This is a genomic window from Formosa sp. A9 (assembly GCF_051200825.1).
GTDB lineage: Bacteria > Bacteroidota > Bacteroidia > Flavobacteriales > Flavobacteriaceae > Formosa.
The window spans coordinates 1,771,482-1,790,560 of sequence record NZ_CP195158.1 but is presented as its reverse complement, the minus strand read 5'-3'; the positions used below and the strand labels follow the sequence as shown (position 1 = coordinate 1,790,560).

The following is a 19,079-nucleotide window of genomic DNA, read 5'->3' as shown; positions in this document are numbered from 1 at the left end:
TTCCAACATTAATTTTAAAATAGCATATTTCTGTAATGAAAAACATTAAATTTCCTACAGCGCAAACTGTTTTATTACTCATAGCTATTTTTGTAGCCGTATTAACTTGGGTGATTCCTTCTGGAAAATACGATAGATTACAATACAATTCCGAGACCAATACGTTTACCCAATCTGGACAGATTAACACCAACGATTTACCTGCCATCCAAGAAACACTCGAGCAATTACAAATTAAAATTCCCATAGAAAAATTTACTAATGGTGACATTTGGAAGCCAATAGCCATACCAAACACCTACCATAAATTACAGAATAACCCACAAGGTATTATAGCTTTTTTACAGTCGCCCATTAGAGGTATTTTAGAATCTATAGACGTTATTCTATTTGTACTAATTATTGGTGGATTTATAGGAATTATGAACTTTACCGGTGCATTTGAAGCAGGAATCTCGGGCTTAGCTAAAGCCTTAAAAGGCAGAGAGTATGTGTTAATAATTGTAATAACCACTTTAATTGCTATAGGGGGAACGACCTTTGGTTTGGCCGAAGAAACTATCGCCTTCTACCCTATTTTAATTCCTGTGTTTTTAGCTGCAAAATACGATGCCATGGTGGCACTAGCTTCAATTTATATTGGCTCTTGTATGGGTACGATGGCATCGACTGTTAATCCGTTTAGCACCATTATAGCCTCTAATGCTGCTGGGATAAATTGGACTTCCGGTTTAGTTTCAAGATGTTTGGTTCTAGGTATCGGGCTCATCATATGTTTAGCATACATTATTAACTATGCCCAAAAAGTAAAAAAGGATGCTTCAAAATCTATAATTTTTAATCAGAAAGAAGAGATAGAACAGTTATTTCCTATACATATTAATTCAGCAACAACCGCTTTAAATGCTAAATTTAAATTCATTCTGTGCTTATTCGCTTTATGTTTTGTAATTATGATTTATGGCGTTTCTAGACTAGACTGGTGGTTTTTAGAAATGACTACCGTATTTTTTGTAGGCGCTCTTGCAATTGGTTTAATCGCAAAAATTAAAGAATCTGAATTTGTAGACACGTTTATTAATGGTGCTAACGATTTACTAGGAGTTGCTTTTATAATTGGTATTGCCAGAGGCGTAACTGTTTTAATGGAAGACGGTTTAATTAGCGACACCTTGCTGTATTACGCTAGCTCTGCCACAGCAGGCATGAACAAAGGTGTTTTTATAAATGCGATGCTTTACATATATAGTGCGCTATCGTTTTTTATACCTTCGTCTTCCGGCATGGCCGTATTAACCATGCCCATTATGGCACCTCTAGCAGATGGTATTGGTATAGGTAGAGAGTTGGTTGTTAATGCTTACCAATTTGGTATGGGGCTTTTTGCTTTTATAAATCCTACAGGGTTAATTTTAGCCTCGTTAGCCATAGTTAAAATAGGCTTTAACAAATGGCTGAAGTTTGTAATCCCATTAATAATCATTCTATTGCTGTTTACCATGATTGTACTTACAATTTCGGTTTACATTTAATGGCTTTAACCTATTAATTTCTTTAAATTTGCAGTTTTTAACTGCATCGGAAAATAGAATGATAAACATTCATAAAAAGACATTACAAGATTTAGAATTTCAAACAGTATTACATCAAGTTAGCGAATACTGCATAACTGCATTAGGTAATCAGGAAGCATTAAACATTTCACCTTTTAAAAGGAAAACAGATGTATTATACGAGTTACAACTCACTCACGAATATGTTTCTTCTTTTTATAACGAAAACAGAATACCTAATCATGGTTTTGATGCAATTACTAAAGAATTAAAACTCTTAAATATAGAAAATGCATTTTTAGAAGTTCACGGGTTGAAGAAGATCGTAGCGATGTCGCAATCCGTTAATGAAATAATTGTTTTTCTAAAGAAATTTCAGGAGTATTACCCTACACTTTATCAGGCAGCTTCACATATTGAAGTCACAAAAGTTTTAATTGAAAAAATCGATGCCATTGTAGATCGTTTTGGAGATATTAAAAATAATGCATCGCCTAAATTGTTTGAACTCCGACAAGAAATTAACAAGCTTAAGGGGCAAATAAATCAGAGCTTTACCACAGCCCTAAATACATATCAAGCCTTAGAATATTTAGACGATATTAGAGAATCTGTTGTAGACAACAAACGCGTTTTAGCCGTAAAAGCCATGTACAGACGTAAGGTTAAAGGCTCTATTATGGGAAGCAGTAAAACCGGTAGTATTGTTTATATAGAACCTGAAACCACCTTAAAATACACAAGGGAATTACACAATTTACAATACGAAGAACAGGAAGAAATTGTAAAAATATTAAAAGATGTCACCAATTTTATTCGTCCGTTTTCTCCATTATTAAAGGATTATCAAGCGTTTTTAATAAAAACCGATGTGGTATATGCCAAAGCACAATACGCCAAAGCATTGCAAGCCATTTTACCAGAAATAACAGGCGATCGCGATGTATTTCTTAAAGACGCCTATCACCCACTGCTATATTTAACAAATTCTAAAAAAGGAGCAACAACCTATCCGCAGACAATTACGCTTAACGAAGATAATCGCATAATTGTTATATCCGGTCCCAATGCAGGAGGAAAAAGCATCACCTTAAAAACCGTTGGACTACTACAGGTTATGCTACAAAGTGGCATGCTTATTCCCGTACACGAACGCAGTAGAACTTCTATTTTTGATCGCGTTTTAAGCGATATTGGCGATAACCAATCTATAGAAAATCATTTAAGTACTTACAGCTACCGCTTAAAGCAAATGAATTATTTTCTAAAAAAATGCAACAGTAACACCTTATTTTTGATTGATGAATTTGGAACAGGTAGTGATCCGGAATTAGGCGGCGCCTTAGCCGAAACCTTTTTAGAAGAATTTTACTCTAGAGAAGCATTCGGAATTATTACCACGCATTATTCCAATTTAAAAATATTGGCCAACGAACTGCCACACATGCAAAATGCCAATATGCAGTTTAACAATAAAACCTTAGAACCTATTTTTAAATTAGTTTTGGGTCAGGCAGGAAGCTCTTTCACTTTCGAAGTTGCCCAGAAAAACGGCATTCCTTACAACCTAATCAATAAAGCTAAAAAGAAAATTGAAGGCAGCAAAGTACGTTTTGATGCCACGATTGCCAAGCTTCAAAAAGAGCGAAATAAATTAGAAAAAACCGAACGCTCTTTAAAAGTAAACGAACAAAAGAAACAATCGGAAGCCGAAAAACTAGAAGAGATTAATGCACGCATTCAAAAAAAACTCGAAAACTATCAGGAACTTTATGACAGCAACCAGCGTTTGATTTATTTAGGACAAAAAGTAAACGACATTTCTGAAAAATATTTCGAAAATAAGCGCAAAAAAGAACTGCTAGACGAACTTTTTAAAGTCGTACAGATAGAAAATTCTAAACGAAAAAAAGTTTCTGCAAAGCAAAAACGTGCCCAAAAAGCTAAAGAACAACAAGTAATAAAAGAAGCCGAAAAGAAAGTTGCCGTTATTAGGCAAAAAAAGAAAGAAGCCAAGAAAAAAGAAATAGAACAGCCCAAACCCCGCCCTATTTTAAAAGTTGGCGACCGCGTTAGAATGTTAGATGGCAAAGCTGTAGGAAGTATAGACAACATCGAAAAAAATAAAGCCATAGTTAATTACGGTATTTTTACTACCAATGTAGATTTAAACCAGTTGGAGCTAGTTGAAGCGAAGCGCTAAATAAAGCCGTTAAAAACAGGCCAAATCACCAGCTTTTTTTGTAAATTAATACATCGTTAATCAATACTTATATGAAAAATTCAATATGCATACTTATCGTGCTCCTTTTAGCGAGCACAACAAGTTTTAGCCAAGACATAGACTATAGCAACGACAAAACCTATACGAATTATAAAAATGAAATTTCTTTTGAAGTTTTACAGGTTGTAAACGGCGTTTACCAATTCTCTTACGAGCGTTATATCTGGAAGAATTTTACAGCAAATTTAGGTATAGGTTACAAAGGAAAAGAAGGATTATTAAAAATTTCGGGGCTCGACGGCGATAAAGTAAAAACTGATGAAATATTTTACAGCGGTTTTCAAATTATACCAGAAGTGCGCTATTATTTAAAACAAACAGCTAGAAAAACCTTAACAGGATTTTATTTTGGCGCCTATTTAAAATACTCGAACTACAGTAGTGATTTAACAGGAAAATATATTAGTTCTGAAAACATTGAATACGAATTAAAATTTGATGTCGGAACCAATATTACATCAGCAGGATTAATGTTTGGTTACAAACTTCCTATTTCAAAACATTTCAATATCGACTTTATGATTGCTGGGCCAGGTACTGGGCACTATAATTTTAAATTAGAAAACGAAAAGGATTTACCAGACGAATTTTACGACGATTTAAATACAACCCTAGAAAAATACAGTTTATTAGATTTTATAAATTCAGATTTCAGGTTTTCCGATGTTAATCGAAGATCAAAGTTTTCAGCATTATCATTTAGATATGGTATTGCTATCGGTTACACATTTTAATTCATAAAACGTATAAAAAATGACCATTTTAAACCCAAACCAAAACCTTGTGCTTTTTGATGGCGTTTGTAATTTATGTGAGTCTTCAATACAATTTATTATTAAAAACGATAAAGACAATATTTTTAAGTTTGCACCACTGCAAGGCGAAACTTCTAAACCTATTATTGAAGCGTTTAATATAAATACGGCAAAAACCGATTCTATTTTATTGTATAGCCCAAAAAACAAACTATACACAAAATCTACTGCAGCTTTAAAAATTGCTGCCCAATTACAGTTTCCCGTTAACTTATTGGCTGTTTTTTTAATTATCCCAAAACCAATACGCGATTGGGTTTACAGTTACATTGCCAAAAACAGATACAAATGGTTTGGCAAAAAAGAATCTTGCATGTTACCTACCAAGCACTTGCAAGCAAAGTTTCTTAATTAAAGCAGTAAATAAAGATTTTTCTTTCAAATTAAATAGTAACAGCATACTTTTGAATATTCTAAAATTAATTCATTTAAAAACAACTTATGAAAACATCAAATTATTCACTTTTAATATTAGTAATGGCATTTGTTTTAAACAGCTGCTCTAGTGTAAAAGTTTTAGACTCTTGGAAATCAGACAATGTGTCGACCATAAGAGATAAAAACATTTTAGTAATTGCCAGAACAGATAACAACCAAGCTAGAATTGCATTCGAACAAGAAATTGCTAAGCAACTACGCGATAATGGGCTTAAAGCAACAGAAAGCTTTAAAGAATTACCACACATAGAACCAGACAAAAAATTAACAGAAGAACAAACTAAAGCGCTTGCCGAAACTATAAAAAGAGAAGGTTATAATGCAGTGGTTTTAACTGTAATTAAGGATTATAGAGAATCTACCCAAACTACACAAGACGGTGGTTATTATGCTGGTGGAACTTTTGGCGGTATGTACCCTGGCTATTATGGTGGATTTTACGGATACTACAACTACCCTATGACTTATGTAGGTGTTGGTACGTATTCGCCTTCAACGATTACAACTAGAACAGTAAGAGATTTTGTTTTAGAAACAGTAACTTACAATTTAGATGAAGCCGAAGGCAAACAATTAATTGCAGTAGTAACTACAGAAATTGAAGACCCACAAAACGTGAGTAAAAATGCAGAAGAATATGCTTATAAAGTAATGAAATCTTTATCGCATAAATAACAAACAGCGTTTAATTTATATAAAAAAAGCTAGAATCATCTTCTAGCTTTTTTTTTGGTTTATACTCTATCTTATTTTTAATATTTAGCTTTTCTTTCTACGCTTTTTCTCTTTAGTTAGTAAAGCCAATTCGCGCCCTGTTTGCCCTGCTACCGACGTATTTTCTTCGGCACGTCGTATTAAATACGGCATAACGTCTTTAACTGGGCCAAAAGGCACATATTTGGCTACATTATACCCCAGATGCGATAAATTAAAACTTATGTGATCACTCATGCCGTACAACTGTCCAAACCAAACACGTTTATCCGACTTATCAATACCTTTGGCTTTCATCAAATCCATTACCAAATACGAACTATATTCGTTATGTGTTCCAGCAAATAACGACATGTCGCTTAAATGCTCTAACATGTAGCTTACACCTGCATTAAAATTAATATCGGTGGCTTCTTTATTTTCACAAATAGGTGTTGGGTAGCCGAGTTCCTCTGCTCTATCATTTTCCTTTTCCATATAAGCACCGCGCACTAATTTATAGCCTAAATAAAAATGCTCTTTTTTAGCTAATTCATGCTGCTTTTTAAGAAACTCCAACCGATCGTGTCTATACATTTGTAACGTATTATACACTACAGGTTTTTCGGTGTTGTATTTGCGCATCATGTTTGTAATTAAATCGTCGGCTGCATCTTGCATCCAGCTTTCTTCGGCATCAATTAAAACAGCAATATCTTTGTTTTTTGCTGCTTGGCACACCATATCGTAACGATTTACAACGCGCTCCCACTCCGCTTGTTCTTTAGCCGTAAGTGTTTCGCCTTTTCCTATTTTTTCGTATAAAGCAAAACGACCGAATCCCGTTGGTTTAAAAACAGCAATCGGTATCGATTTTCTGTCGTCTGCAAAATTTACAATCTTAAGCGTAATTTTTAAAGCGGCATCAAATTCAGCTTCATTTTCTTTACCCTCTACCGAATAATCCAAAACGGAACTCACGCCTTTCTCGTACATTTTATCAATAACAGTAAGGCAATCTTCTTCGTTAACACCTCCACAAAAATGGTCGAATACCGTGGCGCGAATTAACCCCTCTACAGGCAGCTTTGCTTTAATAGCAAAATTAGTAGCTGCAGTCCCTATTCTAACAAGTGGTTCTATAGAGATCATTTTAAATAGAAAGTAAGCTCTTTCTAATTCCGAATCGCTTTTTAAGGCAAAAGCAATTTCTGTATTGTCAAAAATAGTATTGTCAATCATACCTCAAAAAAAATAGTTTGCAAATATAATTAACAATGACTTACTTTTTTGCAAAAAACTCCTTATTTTCACGCGTCTTTTTTTAAGAACATTCTATGACAAGCATCGAAACCAAAACCAATAAAATCCATTTTAATGTAAGTGGTTATGAATCAATCAACAAATACATTGAGAGCAGTAACCCTTCAATAATTTTTATTTTAGTAGACCAAAACACTCACAACCATTGTTTGGCTCGTTTTTTAGAAACACTTGCAACCACTATTCAAATTGAAATTATAGAAATTGAAGCAGGAGAAACCTTTAAAACCATAGATACTTGTGTTGGCGTTTGGAATGCACTTTCGGAACTTGGTGCAGACCGTAAAAGTTTACTTATTAATTTAGGCGGTGGTGTTGTTACAGATTTAGGTGGTTTTGTGGCCTCTACATTTAAGCGAGGTATTGCTTTTATTAACATTCCGACCACACTTTTAGCCATGGTAGATGCTTCTATTGGAGGTAAAACAGGTGTCGATCTTGGCAGTTTAAAAAACCAGATTGGTGTTATTAACTCTCCAAAAATGGTTATAGTAGATACAGACTATTTAAACACTTTGCCGCAAAACGAAATGCGTTCTGGCTTGGCCGAAATGTTAAAACATGGGCTTATTCAAGATCAGACGTATTGGGATCATTTCAAAAATTTATCATCTTTAAACATTTCAAATTTAGATGAATTAATTTACGAATCTATATTAATAAAAAAGCATGTTGTAGATATTGACCCTAATGAGAATGGACTGCGTAAAACTTTAAATTACGGACACACTTTAGGACACGCCATAGAATCGTATTTTTTAAGTCACCCAGAAAAAACCGATTTACTTCATGGCGAAGCTATTGCTATAGGTATGATTCTGGAATCTTATATTTCTACAAAATTAACTGGTTTAAGCATTGATGCTTATAACGACATTAAAAATGTAATTTTAGACATTTATGATTTTGTTGCTATAACACCAGACGACTATGCGCCAATAATAGAGTTATTAAAATACGACAAAAAGAATGCGCACGGTAGTATTTACTTTGTTTTACTAGAAGGCATTGGTAAAACAAAAATAGATTGCACCGTTTCTAACGAGTTAATAATTGAAGCGTTAAATGTTTACAACACCTATGCTTAACTAAAAATTATTTGTAAATTTATTTCAACCCAAAATAAGACTTTTTAAGATTACTATTGATTATCTAAAAACCCAATTAGATATGAAAAAAGTAATTGTAGATTATAAAAAATTAACTCCGGAAATTCTTACCAAATTAACGGAGAAATTTCCCGACGGCTATAACGACAGCGATATAATCACTTTCGACAATTGTAAAAACGAAACTATTGAAGCTGTAGAAATTAAAACCCCAGAAGCCATATACCTAGTAAAAGTTAGTAGTAAATTGCGTTATACGATGACTAATTTTGACACCGTAGAAGATCTAAACGTAAACGATTCTGGGCATGTTATTGTTGATGATCACGAAAACACGCCTAATGCCATTATAGACAACACGATGGTTTTTAATGATGAGGAAGAATAAAAAAAGAGCCCAAAAAGGCTCTTTTATATAAATAGACAGTATTTTTTTACTTAGAGAGAATACTAGACTATAATAGCATTATTATAATTCGTTAAAAATATAATGCATTAAACGTTTCTTATCGTTAATACTTTCTTCTAAAGAAATCATTGTTTCTGTTCTGTATACACCTTCAATGTCATCAATCATAAAAATAACATCTTTAGCATGAGCTGTGTTTCTAGCACGAATTTTACAGAAAATATTAAATTTACCAGTAGTAATGTGTGCTACTGTAACGAAAGGTAATTCGTTTATACGCTCTAAAACAAATTTTGTTTGAGAAGTGTTGTTTAAATATACACCTATATAAGCGATAAAAGAATACCCTAATTTTTTATAATCTAAAGTTAATGAAGAGCCTTGAATAATTCCTGCATCTTCCATCTTTTTAACTCTTACATGTACAGTACCCGCCGAAATTAATAATTTCTTTGCAATATCTGTAAAAGGAACTCTTGTATTGTCGATTAACATATCAAGAATTTGGTGATCAATTTCGTCTAATTTAAATTTTGCCATTTGTCTACATTTGGTTCTTTAAAACAAAAATAATACATTTTCACCGATAAATCTTACCAAATTATTAAGGAATTCACATTTTTAATAAAAATTTATCATTACCAATGTAAACGAAATCGTTTTCGCTGCCCTCAATTAACACCTGCTTATCTCTACTTAACACGTTCATTTTCTTAGCGTTAAATTCCTTATGACCATAGCTATTATTCAAATTTCCAATGATTTCTATTTTTGGGATAAATGCAATGTTTTTGTTAATTAATTTTTCAACAAATAACACTCCTATGTCAGCAATTACAGGAGATTGCTCTGTACCTACATTGGCATTTCTAATAATAACATCCAGAAAACATTTGTCGTTTTCTGGTATATCTAAATAAGCCTGATAATGCGCTCCTAAATTATCGTGGTTAGCTATATAGTTAAAAGCACTTAAATAGGCCGCATAAATATAAAAGCGGGTTTGCTCTCTAGCGTAATCGTTAGGGAAATGCCCTGCTTCAAATAATATAGTAGGAACATTAAACGACTGAAACGTATCGCCAACACAATTTAAATTAAATCCGTCGTCGTACCGGCCAACCTGATTAGGTATTAACTCTTGCAAAGTGTTATTCATAGCCGCAATTACTTCCATACCAATTTTACGAGAGTCTGTAATCGTTCTTTCGGCATCTTGCGAAGGCGATAAAAACGACACCGTAGCAATATTATTGGTTGTTCCCGCACTAAAAATAGTACGTTGTCCGTGCAAATTAAAACAGTAGTCTGGTTGAAAATCGTTATAAACAGCTCTTAAAATTTTGCTTTCTGGCTGACTTAAGTTTTGGGCATCCCTATTTAAATCGACCTGATTTGCATTTATTCTGGTGTAAGCTTCCGCTCCATCTGGATTTAATATAGGAATAACATAAAATGTAAATGCACTTAAAATCGATTTTAAATCATCGTTAGCTGTTTTAACTGTATTAAAAAAGTCGAATAAAGCCTTCGTTGTTGTCGATTCGTTCCCATGCATTTGAGACCACAACAACAATCTTTTTTTTCCCGTTCCGAACTTAACCGCATAAATAGGATTATTTAATACCGAACGCCCAATAATTTGAACGTTAAACAAATTACCCAATTTTTTTAACAAAGGTTCTATATGAGCGTTATTAATATATCTACCATTTAACTGAACAGCTTTGTTCGTATTATATAATACCGAAATATCTTTACTTGTCATTTGTTTTATTTTCTGTTTACAAAACTAAACAATTAAACATTTACAAATGTAAACAAGCAATTCATTTCATTTTGTATACATGTGTAAGCAATTAACCTCTCCTTTTTAGGTGAGTAAACAGATGGTATCCAAAATTTATAAGTCAATATTAAAATTTAGTTTAATAATTAATTTTCAGTTAATTATATATATTTACTTAATGTTTTAAATTAGCATTTTAACTTATAAAAAAGCTTTACTATTGCATGTTTCACCCTTTTAATTTACATTTGTAATCAACATAACAATTTGAAATTGTTTACAATGATAAACAGCACTGAATTTACAAAACGCCTAGAAAAAGTGATTGAATTCTATGGTGAATCAGCCTCCTCGTTTGCCGAAAAAATTGGCGTACAACGTTCGTCTATATCGCATATCCTTTCTGGAAGAAACAAACCTAGTTTAGATTTTGTTCTTAAAATACTATCTGCTTATCCAGAGGTTGAATTGTATTGGCTATTAAACGGAAAAGGTAAATTTCCTAAAACCACTGAAACCGTACCACCTTCCGATCTGTTTTCTCAACCAAGCACAAAAACAGATACGCAAGCTACAGCACCAAAAAAACAATCAGATTCAATCTCAAAAGTTTTTACACAACCTACTAACGGAAAACAAATAGAACGCATCGTGATTTTTTACTCCGACGGAAGCTTTCAAAACTTTGAAAACTCTAATTAACTTTCCTATTTTTGCGCAAAACAACCGAAGAGGTATGAAATTAATTTTATTAGCACTTATAGCATTTGTTTGTTTAGGCTGTTATCAAGTAGAACGTAATTGTTCCGATTTTAAAACAGGGCATTTTTACAGCGAAATTACTATTGATGGAGAATTGTTTAAATCTGAGTTTAATAGAACTGATAATTTACAGATTGAAACTTATAACAATAAAACCGACTCTAGCGAAGTACGATGGATTAATGATTGTGAAGCAATATTTCACACCATAAATCCAAAAAATAGAATTGAAAGTAAAGACATTCATTTAAAAATACTAACTACAACAGACTCGTCGTATACTTTTGAGTATTCGTATGTTGGAGAACATAAAAAACAAAAAGGACTGGCTATAAAAACACGCTAAACAGTTTACCCGATATTCTGTTTTATATGATGTGTAATATCGATTTTTTCACCCCTCTTAACTAATATTAAATTACTTTACATTTTAAACTTTAGGATTTTACTATATTTCTATTAAGATTGTATTTATCGATTTTTTCAGTTTTAACCAGAAATTAAAATGCTATTCAATTCTTTAGAGTTTTTAATCTTTTTCCCAACCGTTTTTATTCTTTATTGGGCGTTTAGTAAAGATTATAAAAAGCAAAACATCATATTAGTAATTGCCAGTTATTTTTTTTATGGCTGGTGGGATTGGCGTTTTTTATCGCTTTTAATTTTTAGTTCTTTGCTTGATTATTATGTTGGTATTAAAATAGAAGATTCTAAAACAGAACACAAAAAAAACTGGTTATTAGTGAGCTTATGTTCTAATTTAGGGCTGCTAGGTGTTTTTAAATATTTTAATTTCTTTACCGACTCGTTTGCCGAGTTAATGTCTGGTTTTGGCTGGCAAGTTGATGCTTTAACACTAAATATTATTCTACCTGTTGGTATTAGTTTTTACACTTTCCAAACCTTAAGTTATAGCATCGATATTTACAGGCAACAACTAAAACCAACCAAAGATCTGGTTGCCTTTTTTACCTATGTGAGTCTTTTTCCGCAACTAGTAGCAGGCCCTATCGAGCGCGCTTCAAATTTAATTCCGCAAATAGAAAAACATCGCACATTAAATTCAACCTTAATCAGAACAGGTGTTTTTCAAGTTTTTATCGGTTTATTCCGGAAAATAGCAATTGCAGATAATTTAGGTATTTATGTCGATACTGTTTATGCGAATAACGACATACATAATGCATCTACACTTACAGTAGCGACTATCTTTTATGCCTTTCAAATTTATTATGATTTTTCTGGTTATTCTGATATTGCGATTGGTACAGCTAAATTGCTTGGTTTTAAATTTAACCAAAACTTTAATTTACCTTACTTCTCCAGATCTTTAACGGAATTCTGGAGGCGTTGGCACATGTCTTTATCGTTTTGGTTAAGAGACTACCTGTATATTTCTCTCGGTGGAAACAGAAAAGGAATAGTTATTACTTACCGTAATTTATTACTGACTATGCTTTTAGGCGGGCTATGGCACGGTAGCTCCTGGAACTTTGTAATATGGGGCGGTATTCATGGGCTGTTTTTAAGCTTTGAAAAATATATATTCTCGACATTCAAAATAAAAACATTTAATGCGTTTGGGTATGTCTACACCTTTGCGGTCGTAGTTTTTTCATGGATTTTCTTTAGAGCTCAGGATTTTCACTCTGCGTCTAACATTGTACATAAAATAGTTAGCTTGCAATTTGGTACGCTGTTTATTGGCAACATCAATACATTTGTTAACGGCTTATTGTTGTTATGCATTGGGCTATGTTTTGATTTAAATTTATTTAAGTCTGATATTGCTCTAGAAAATTATGGTGTAAAATTCAACACACTAAAACTCTCATTATTTGTATCTGTTTTAATAATTATGCTTTGTTTATTTTACTCTACAAGCGAAAACTTCATTTATTTTCAATTTTAAAACATGTTAAAACCAAATATTATACTTGTTCTTAAATTAACTGTACTTGTGCTTTCTATAAGTTACCTTGTAGATAAGGTTATTTTTTATAGTCTAAATACGCTTAGCGATAACGTTATGACTGGTCAGAGCATCGGTAAATTAAATCAATTTTTAACAGTTAAAGACTCGGTTGATTGTGTTGTTTTAGGAAACTCTAGGGCAAACCACCATATAGATGTATCGCTTCTAAATACAAGTGCATATAATATGGGGATAGATGGTACAGGTATTGCTTATATTAGTGCTTTAACACATAGTTTAGACAAGCAACACAACCAACTTGTATTGGTGCATATAGACACCAAAGATTTTTTTGATTTGAATTATAATGGATCGGATATAAAAACATTATCCGCTAAATTCAATAGAGACAAAAATATTACAGCTTCCCTTAAACAATCGGGATTAATCTCTCCATTACAATATTTTTATTACACTATAAACTACAATAATAAACTAACAGGAATACTAAAAAATTACTTTCAACCTAGTTATAATTACCAAATGTATAATGGTTTTGATCCTTTAATATTATCGGAAGATCAACAAAAAATACGCGATGAAATTTTACTAAAACAAGAAAATGAAGAATGCTCTCAGCTAACTACAATTAACCCTATAGCTTTAAACTATCTTGAACACATAAAAGAAGATGCTGAACAAGAAAACAAAACCTATATATTTATAACTTCTCCTATTTATAACGACACTTGTCCTGAAGACAATTTGAAGTTAAAAAAACTGCTTACAGAAGCGGGACTAACCTATTGGGATTTCAGTAATTTATTTAAAGATTTAAACGACACATCGCTCTGGAAAGACGAAACACATATGAGTGCGTTTGGAGCAGAACAATTTACCTTACACCTTAAACAAAAATTAGAATCGATATCTTATTAGTTAAAACAAGGTAGGTTGATCATCATCCTTTTTAGTAGCGGAATCCTTTTCTCCTAAAGTTTCTTCATCAACCACATCTAAATCGTCTGCATGCACTTCTTCTGGCGACTCGAAAGGTAATGGGTCTAACAAATTAATTTGTTTAACCTTGTCTGTAGTTAATTGATTACCTAAAGCTTTTATACCCTTAACAGCTATGAATTCCTCTAAATTAACAGTCTGGTTTTCTTTTTGATCTTTACCGCGTTCTTTGCCAAAAACAATTTCGGCTACCGGTAACCAGTCCGTAGAAACAATTTCTAATTGCGATTTTTCATGATCTGAAATGAAACGCTCTTCCTTGTTTTCGTTTTCAATTAAAAAACGTTTTACATAATAGCGCTCTTTTTCACCATCAAAATAAACGGCCGAAATTGGTTTGTTTGGCGTCCATTTTTCCAATACAATCATATCCGAATCAAAATGCGTTGTCAATTCTGGTAAAATAGTTTTAACGACACCAGATTGAGTAATGATTAAAATTCGATCTTCTCCTCTAAACTCACCTAATAATTCACCACGCCCATCAACATTTAAACGTTGTACGGTATCGTCAAACCATATTTTTCTTGGCTTTAGTGTAGAAACGCCTTTTTCTTTCAGTTCTACTTTTTTTATAGGATATTTAGTTACTAAATTCCCTTTAGACGCGCGACCTTTGATTAAAATATCAGAGAAGTCGACATCCCACTTCAACTTTTTAACACTACCAACCTGTCGTAATAAGATGGTTACCACTTCGGCTTCACCATTAGGGTTCGCTGAAAAATATAGGCTAGTGGACCCTTTTGCTCCATTGGTTAAATCGTATTCTTTATCGCGTGTAATAGCCGTTACATTAAAGCGTTTAATGTATGATGGCCCTTTAGCGCCATCGCGGTAAATCATATTATAAATCGTGCGTTTATCTTTCTTTTTAAATACAGCCACATGAATGATGTCTTTGCCAACAAAGGTTTTTGCATCTACTTTAGTTACCATCATTTGTCCATTTTTTGTAAACACAATAATATCGTCTATATCGCTGCAATCGCCAACATACTCGTCGCGTCTTAAAGAAGTTCCTACAAAACCTTCTGCTCTATTTACATACAATTTTGTATTTCTAATTACCACTTTAGTTGCATCTACATCATCAAAAATTCTAATTTCTGTTTTACGTTCACGTCCTGCACCATAATCTTTTTTCAATCTCGAAAAATACGCTATCGCATAATCTATTAGATGCGCTAAGTGATGCTTTACTTGAGCTATTTCTTCATCTAAAGCATCAATTTTTTGCTGTGCTTTATCGATATCGAATTTAGAAATACGCTTAATTCGTATTTCTGTTAAACGCACTATATCGTCTTCGGTTATGGCACGTTTTAGATGTTTAATATGTGGTTGAAGACCTTTATCTATCGCTTGAATAACACCCTCCCAGGTTTCTTCTTCTTCAATATCGCGATAAATTCTATTTTCAATAAAAATACGTTCTAACGATGCAAAATGCCATTGCTCTTCTAACTCTCCTAATTTAATTTCGAGCTCACTTTTTAAGAGCTGGACCGTATTGTCTATAGAACGACGCAACATTTCGGAAACACCTACAAACAAGGGTTTATTATCCTCGATCACACAACCCAATGGCGAAATAGAACTTTCGCAACTTGTAAATGCGTACAACGCATCGATAGTTTTATCGGGAGAAATTCCTGCTGGTAAATGCACTAAAATCTCTACATCTGCAGAAGTATTATCTTCTATTTTTTTGATTTTAATTTTCCCTTTATCGTTTGCCTTTAAAACAGAATCGATTAAAGTAGATGTGTTTGTACCATAAGGGATTTCGGTAATAACAAGGGTGTTTTTATCTAATTGCGAAATTTTTGCGCGAACGCGAACTTTTCCGCCTCGCATACCATCGTTATAATTTGTAAAATCGGCAATACCTGCTGTAGGGAAATCGGGTAAAATGGTAAAGCGTTTTCCTTTTAAATGTTTTATTGAAGCATCTATAAGCTCGATAAAATTATGAGGTAAAATTTTTGTGGATAATCCTACGGCAATTCCTTCGCCACCTTGCGCCAAAAGTAACGGAAACATTACTGGCAAATTAACAGGTTCTTTTCTACGTCCGTCGTAAGACGCTTGCCATTCGGTTATTTTTGGATTGTAAACTACATCTAAAGCAAATTTAGACAAACGCGCTTCAATATAACGCGAAGCAGCTGCGCCATCGCCTGTTAAAATATTCCCCCAGTTTCCCTGAGTGTCTATCAAGAGGTCTTTCTGACCGATTTGCACCATGGCATCGGCAATACTGGCATCGCCATGCGGATGATATTGCATGGTATGCCCTACAATATTGGCTACTTTATTATAACGACCATCGTCGAGGTCTTTCATAGAATGCATAATTCTACGCTGTACAGGTTTAAAACCATCTTCAATTGCAGGTACAGCACGCTCTAAAATTACATACGATGCATAATCTAAAAACCAATCTTTGTACATACCAGTTACTCTGGTAATACGTTCCTGTTCTTCTGGTATATTATTTTCTAAATCGTCGTTATCGATATCAGCCATTAATCGTTATCCTTTATTTTCGCTATTATTTTTCACCATTTTACTTAAAGACTGTCTTACATATTTACGTTTTTTTCGGTTAACCAACGTAATATTAAACTGTTCTTTTATTGTATGTCCCGAAGCCGTTTTTAAATACAAGGCCAAGGATTTATATATCACATAATTATTAAACTTAAACGCCTTTAGGTCTGATTTCTCGAATTCAATTTCGTGAGTTCTAAAACTAAATTTATCGGGTAACAATAAACCTTTATTGGTTACTACAACCTTTACCCCATCGCTATCGTATTCAAAATATCGAGCAATTAAATATACAGCAAAAAATAAGGCGACAAAAACTAAAAATATAACTAAAAATGTTAGTGTTGCATTTGTTGTTAAATCTTTAAAAGCACTAAATACAGTAGCTAAAACTATAGCCAAAACGATTAAGATAAAATAAACCGAAATAATAATTTGTTTTACTTTGCCGTTATCTGTTCTCATTAGCCTCTTCTACTAAATCTATTTCTACTTTTAAATTATTGATAATGAATTTCTGGCGAGAAGGTGTATTTTTCCCCATATAAAACTCTAGTAATTCTTCGATAGACATATCCTTATCTAGCATTACAGGTTCTAGCCTAATATCATCGCCTATAAAATGTTTGAATTCATCTGGAGAAATTTCACCTAGTCCCTTAAATCGGGTAATTTCTGGCTTGGGTTTTAATTCTTCTATAGCATTAATACGTTCTATTTCGGAATAACAATAAATGGTTTTCTTTTTATTACGAACCCTAAATAATGGCGTTTGCAAAATATACAAATGGCCTTCTTTAATTAATTCTGGAAAAAACTGAAGGAAAAATGTGATTAATAACAAACGAATATGCATACCGTCTACATCGGCATCAGTAGCGATTACAATATTGTTATATCGTAAATCCTCCATGGATTCCTCTATATTTAAAGCGGCCTGCAATAAATTAAACTCTTCGTTTTCGTAAACAATTTTCTTGCTCATTCCGTAAGAGTTTAACGGTTTCCCGCGTAAACTAAACACGGCTTGTGTATTTACATCGCGCGATTTAGTAATGCTTCCCGATGCAGAATCTCCCTCGGTAATAAATAAAGTCGATTCTAAATTGCGCTCGTTTTTAGTGTCGCCAAAATGCACGCGGCAATCTCTTAATTTTTTATTATGAAGACTAGCCTTCTTTGCACGGTCTTTGGCCAATTTTCTAATCCCAGACAATTCTTTACGTTCGCGTTCTGCTTGAAGAATTTTACGCTGAATTTTATCGGCAGAGTCCGGGTTTTTATGAAGATAATTATCTAAATAGGTTTTAACAAAATCGTTAACATAGGTTCTCACTGTTGGCAAATCGCCTCCCATATCTGTAGACCCTAATTTGGTTTTGGTCTGACTCTCGAAAACAGGCTCCATAACCTTTATGGCAATAGCCGAAACTACAGATTTTCGAATATCTGAAGCATCATAATTTTTACCATAAAACTCTCTTACTGTTTTTACCAAAGCCTCTCTAAAAGCAGCTAAATGCGTACCTCCCTGGGTGGTGTTTTGCCCATTAACAAACGAATGGTATTCTTCGGAATATTGTGTTTTACTGTGTGTTAAGGCAACCTCTATATCATCGCCCTTTAAGTGAATTATAGGGTAAACCATATCCGATTCATTAATATTTTCACTTAACAAATCTTTTAAGCCGTTTTCGCTATAATATTTTTCGCCATTAAAAACTATGGTTAATCCTGGATTTAAGTACACATAGTTTTTAAGCATTTTTTCGACGTACTCATTTCTAAATTTATAATTTTTAAATATAAGCTCGTCCGGAACAAACGATACTTTTGTCCCTTTTCGTCTGGTAGTTTCTTCAAGAAATTCTTGATTGGTTAAATTTCCTTGTTCAAATTCTGCCGCAGCCGATTGACCATCTCTATTAGATTCAACTCTAAAATAAGCCGATAAAGCATTTACCGCTTTCGTACCGACTCCATTTAATCCAACCGATTTTTTAAACGCACGCGAATCGTACTTACCACCGGTATTCATTTTAGAAACCACATCTACAACTTTACCCAAAGGAATACCACGACCATAATCGCGTACAATAACTTTATTACCTTGGATAGAGATTTCTATGGTTTTACCTGCTCCCATGACGTATTCGTCTATGGAATTATCTAAAACTTCTTTTAAAAGAATATAAATACCGTCGTCTGGAGAAGAACCATCACCTAGCTTACCAATATACATTCCGGGACGCATGCGAATATGTTCTTTCCAGTCTAAAGAGCGTATATTATCTTCTGTATAATTGGTTTGGTCTAGCATAAAATTGAAATGATGAGTTGCTAATATAATATTTCGCTATTAAAAACGAAATAGAAACACTAGTATTTATTAACAAAAAAAGCCAATGTTTTT

17 protein-coding genes are annotated in these 19,079 nt (G+C 33.2%); 11 read left to right on the top strand and 6 right to left on the bottom strand.

Annotated elements, in window-relative coordinates:
• Positions 1-35: 35 nt before the first annotated feature.
• From ACR9EA_RS08155 to ACR9EA_RS08135, 5 genes are all read left to right on the top strand, one after another.
• The gene (locus ACR9EA_RS08155) at positions 36-1,532 is read left to right on the top strand and encodes a YfcC family protein (RefSeq protein WP_435139506.1); all 1,497 of its coding nucleotides are present in this window, start codon (positions 36-38) and stop codon (positions 1,530-1,532) included.
• A 58-nt stretch (positions 1,533-1,590) separates the two neighbouring features.
• Positions 1,591-3,756, top strand: a complete 2,166-nt coding sequence (locus tag ACR9EA_RS08150; protein ID WP_435139853.1) for an endonuclease MutS2 — start codon at positions 1,591-1,593, stop codon at positions 3,754-3,756.
• 71 nt (positions 3,757-3,827) lie between these two features.
• Positions 3,828-4,571 (top strand): DUF3575 domain-containing protein, encoded by a 744-nt coding sequence (locus tag ACR9EA_RS08145; RefSeq protein WP_435139504.1) that lies wholly within the window; start codon positions 3,828-3,830, stop codon positions 4,569-4,571.
• A gap of 19 nt (positions 4,572-4,590) precedes the next feature.
• Complete coding sequence (locus tag ACR9EA_RS08140; protein WP_435139502.1) at positions 4,591-5,007, top strand: thiol-disulfide oxidoreductase DCC family protein; 417 nt, start codon at positions 4,591-4,593, stop codon at positions 5,005-5,007.
• Positions 5,008-5,093: 86 nt separating this feature from the next.
• Positions 5,094-5,765 carry a hypothetical protein gene (locus tag ACR9EA_RS08135; protein WP_435139500.1) on the top strand — a complete coding sequence of 224 codons (672 nt, stop codon included), beginning with the start codon at positions 5,094-5,096 and terminating at the stop codon, positions 5,763-5,765.
• 84 nt (positions 5,766-5,849) lie between these two features.
• Here ACR9EA_RS08135 and ACR9EA_RS08130 read toward each other — a convergent pair whose 3' ends face one another.
• Positions 5,850-7,025 (bottom strand): proline dehydrogenase family protein, encoded by a 1,176-nt coding sequence (locus tag ACR9EA_RS08130; protein ID WP_435139498.1) that lies wholly within the window; start codon positions 7,023-7,025, stop codon positions 5,850-5,852.
• Between the two features lie 95 nt (positions 7,026-7,120).
• Here ACR9EA_RS08130 and aroB point away from each other — a divergent pair, with 95 nt between their 5' ends.
• Both aroB and ACR9EA_RS08120 read left to right on the top strand, forming a co-directional pair.
• Positions 7,121-8,194 (top strand): 3-dehydroquinate synthase, encoded by a 1,074-nt coding sequence (gene aroB / locus ACR9EA_RS08125; protein ID WP_435139496.1) that lies wholly within the window; start codon positions 7,121-7,123, stop codon positions 8,192-8,194.
• 82 nt (positions 8,195-8,276) lie between these two features.
• Positions 8,277-8,603, top strand: coding sequence for a hypothetical protein (locus tag ACR9EA_RS08120; protein WP_435139494.1), 327 nt, complete (start codon positions 8,277-8,279; stop codon positions 8,601-8,603).
• Positions 8,604-8,684: 81 nt separating this feature from the next.
• Here ACR9EA_RS08120 and ACR9EA_RS08115 read toward each other — a convergent pair whose 3' ends face one another.
• The gene (locus ACR9EA_RS08115) at positions 8,685-9,164 is read right to left on the bottom strand and encodes an Lrp/AsnC family transcriptional regulator (protein ID WP_435139492.1); all 480 of its coding nucleotides are present in this window, start codon (positions 9,162-9,164) and stop codon (positions 8,685-8,687) included.
• A gap of 73 nt (positions 9,165-9,237) precedes the next feature.
• The gene (locus ACR9EA_RS08110) at positions 9,238-10,392 is read right to left on the bottom strand and encodes a M14 family metallopeptidase (RefSeq protein WP_435139490.1); all 1,155 of its coding nucleotides are present in this window, start codon (positions 10,390-10,392) and stop codon (positions 9,238-9,240) included.
• A gap of 303 nt (positions 10,393-10,695) precedes the next feature.
• Between ACR9EA_RS08110 and ACR9EA_RS08105 the strand changes: the two genes are divergently transcribed.
• From ACR9EA_RS08105 to ACR9EA_RS08090, 4 genes are all read left to right on the top strand, one after another.
• Positions 10,696-11,115, top strand: a complete 420-nt coding sequence (locus tag ACR9EA_RS08105) for a helix-turn-helix domain-containing protein (protein WP_435139488.1) — start codon at positions 10,696-10,698, stop codon at positions 11,113-11,115.
• A gap of 34 nt (positions 11,116-11,149) precedes the next feature.
• On the top strand, positions 11,150-11,521 hold the full coding sequence (locus tag ACR9EA_RS08100) for a DNA topoisomerase IV (RefSeq protein WP_435139486.1): 372 nt from the start codon (positions 11,150-11,152) through the stop codon (positions 11,519-11,521).
• Between the two features lie 159 nt (positions 11,522-11,680).
• A complete protein-coding gene (locus tag ACR9EA_RS08095) occupies positions 11,681-13,087 on the top strand; it encodes an MBOAT family O-acyltransferase (RefSeq protein WP_435139484.1) in 1,407 nt (468 codons plus the stop codon).
• Between the two features lie 3 nt (positions 13,088-13,090).
• Positions 13,091-14,029, top strand: coding sequence for a hypothetical protein (locus tag ACR9EA_RS08090; RefSeq protein ID WP_435139483.1), 939 nt, complete (start codon positions 13,091-13,093; stop codon positions 14,027-14,029).
• On the opposite strand, the gene ACR9EA_RS08085 is transcribed toward ACR9EA_RS08090, so the two are convergent.
• The 3 genes from ACR9EA_RS08085 to ACR9EA_RS08075 are packed head-to-tail and all read right to left on the bottom strand — an operon-like array spanning position 14,030 to position 18,986.
• Entirely contained in the window at positions 14,030-16,642 is a 2,613-nt protein-coding gene (locus ACR9EA_RS08085) for a DNA gyrase/topoisomerase IV subunit A (RefSeq protein ID WP_435139481.1), read from the bottom strand.
• A gap of 6 nt (positions 16,643-16,648) precedes the next feature.
• A complete protein-coding gene (locus ACR9EA_RS08080) occupies positions 16,649-17,131 on the bottom strand; it encodes a hypothetical protein (RefSeq protein WP_435139479.1) in 483 nt (160 codons plus the stop codon).
• Positions 17,118-18,986, bottom strand: coding sequence for a DNA topoisomerase IV subunit B (locus tag ACR9EA_RS08075; protein WP_435139477.1), 1,869 nt, complete (start codon positions 18,984-18,986; stop codon positions 17,118-17,120). Before ACR9EA_RS08075 ends, ACR9EA_RS08080 begins: the two co-directional genes overlap by 14 nt.
• Positions 18,987-19,079: the final 93 nt, after the last annotated feature.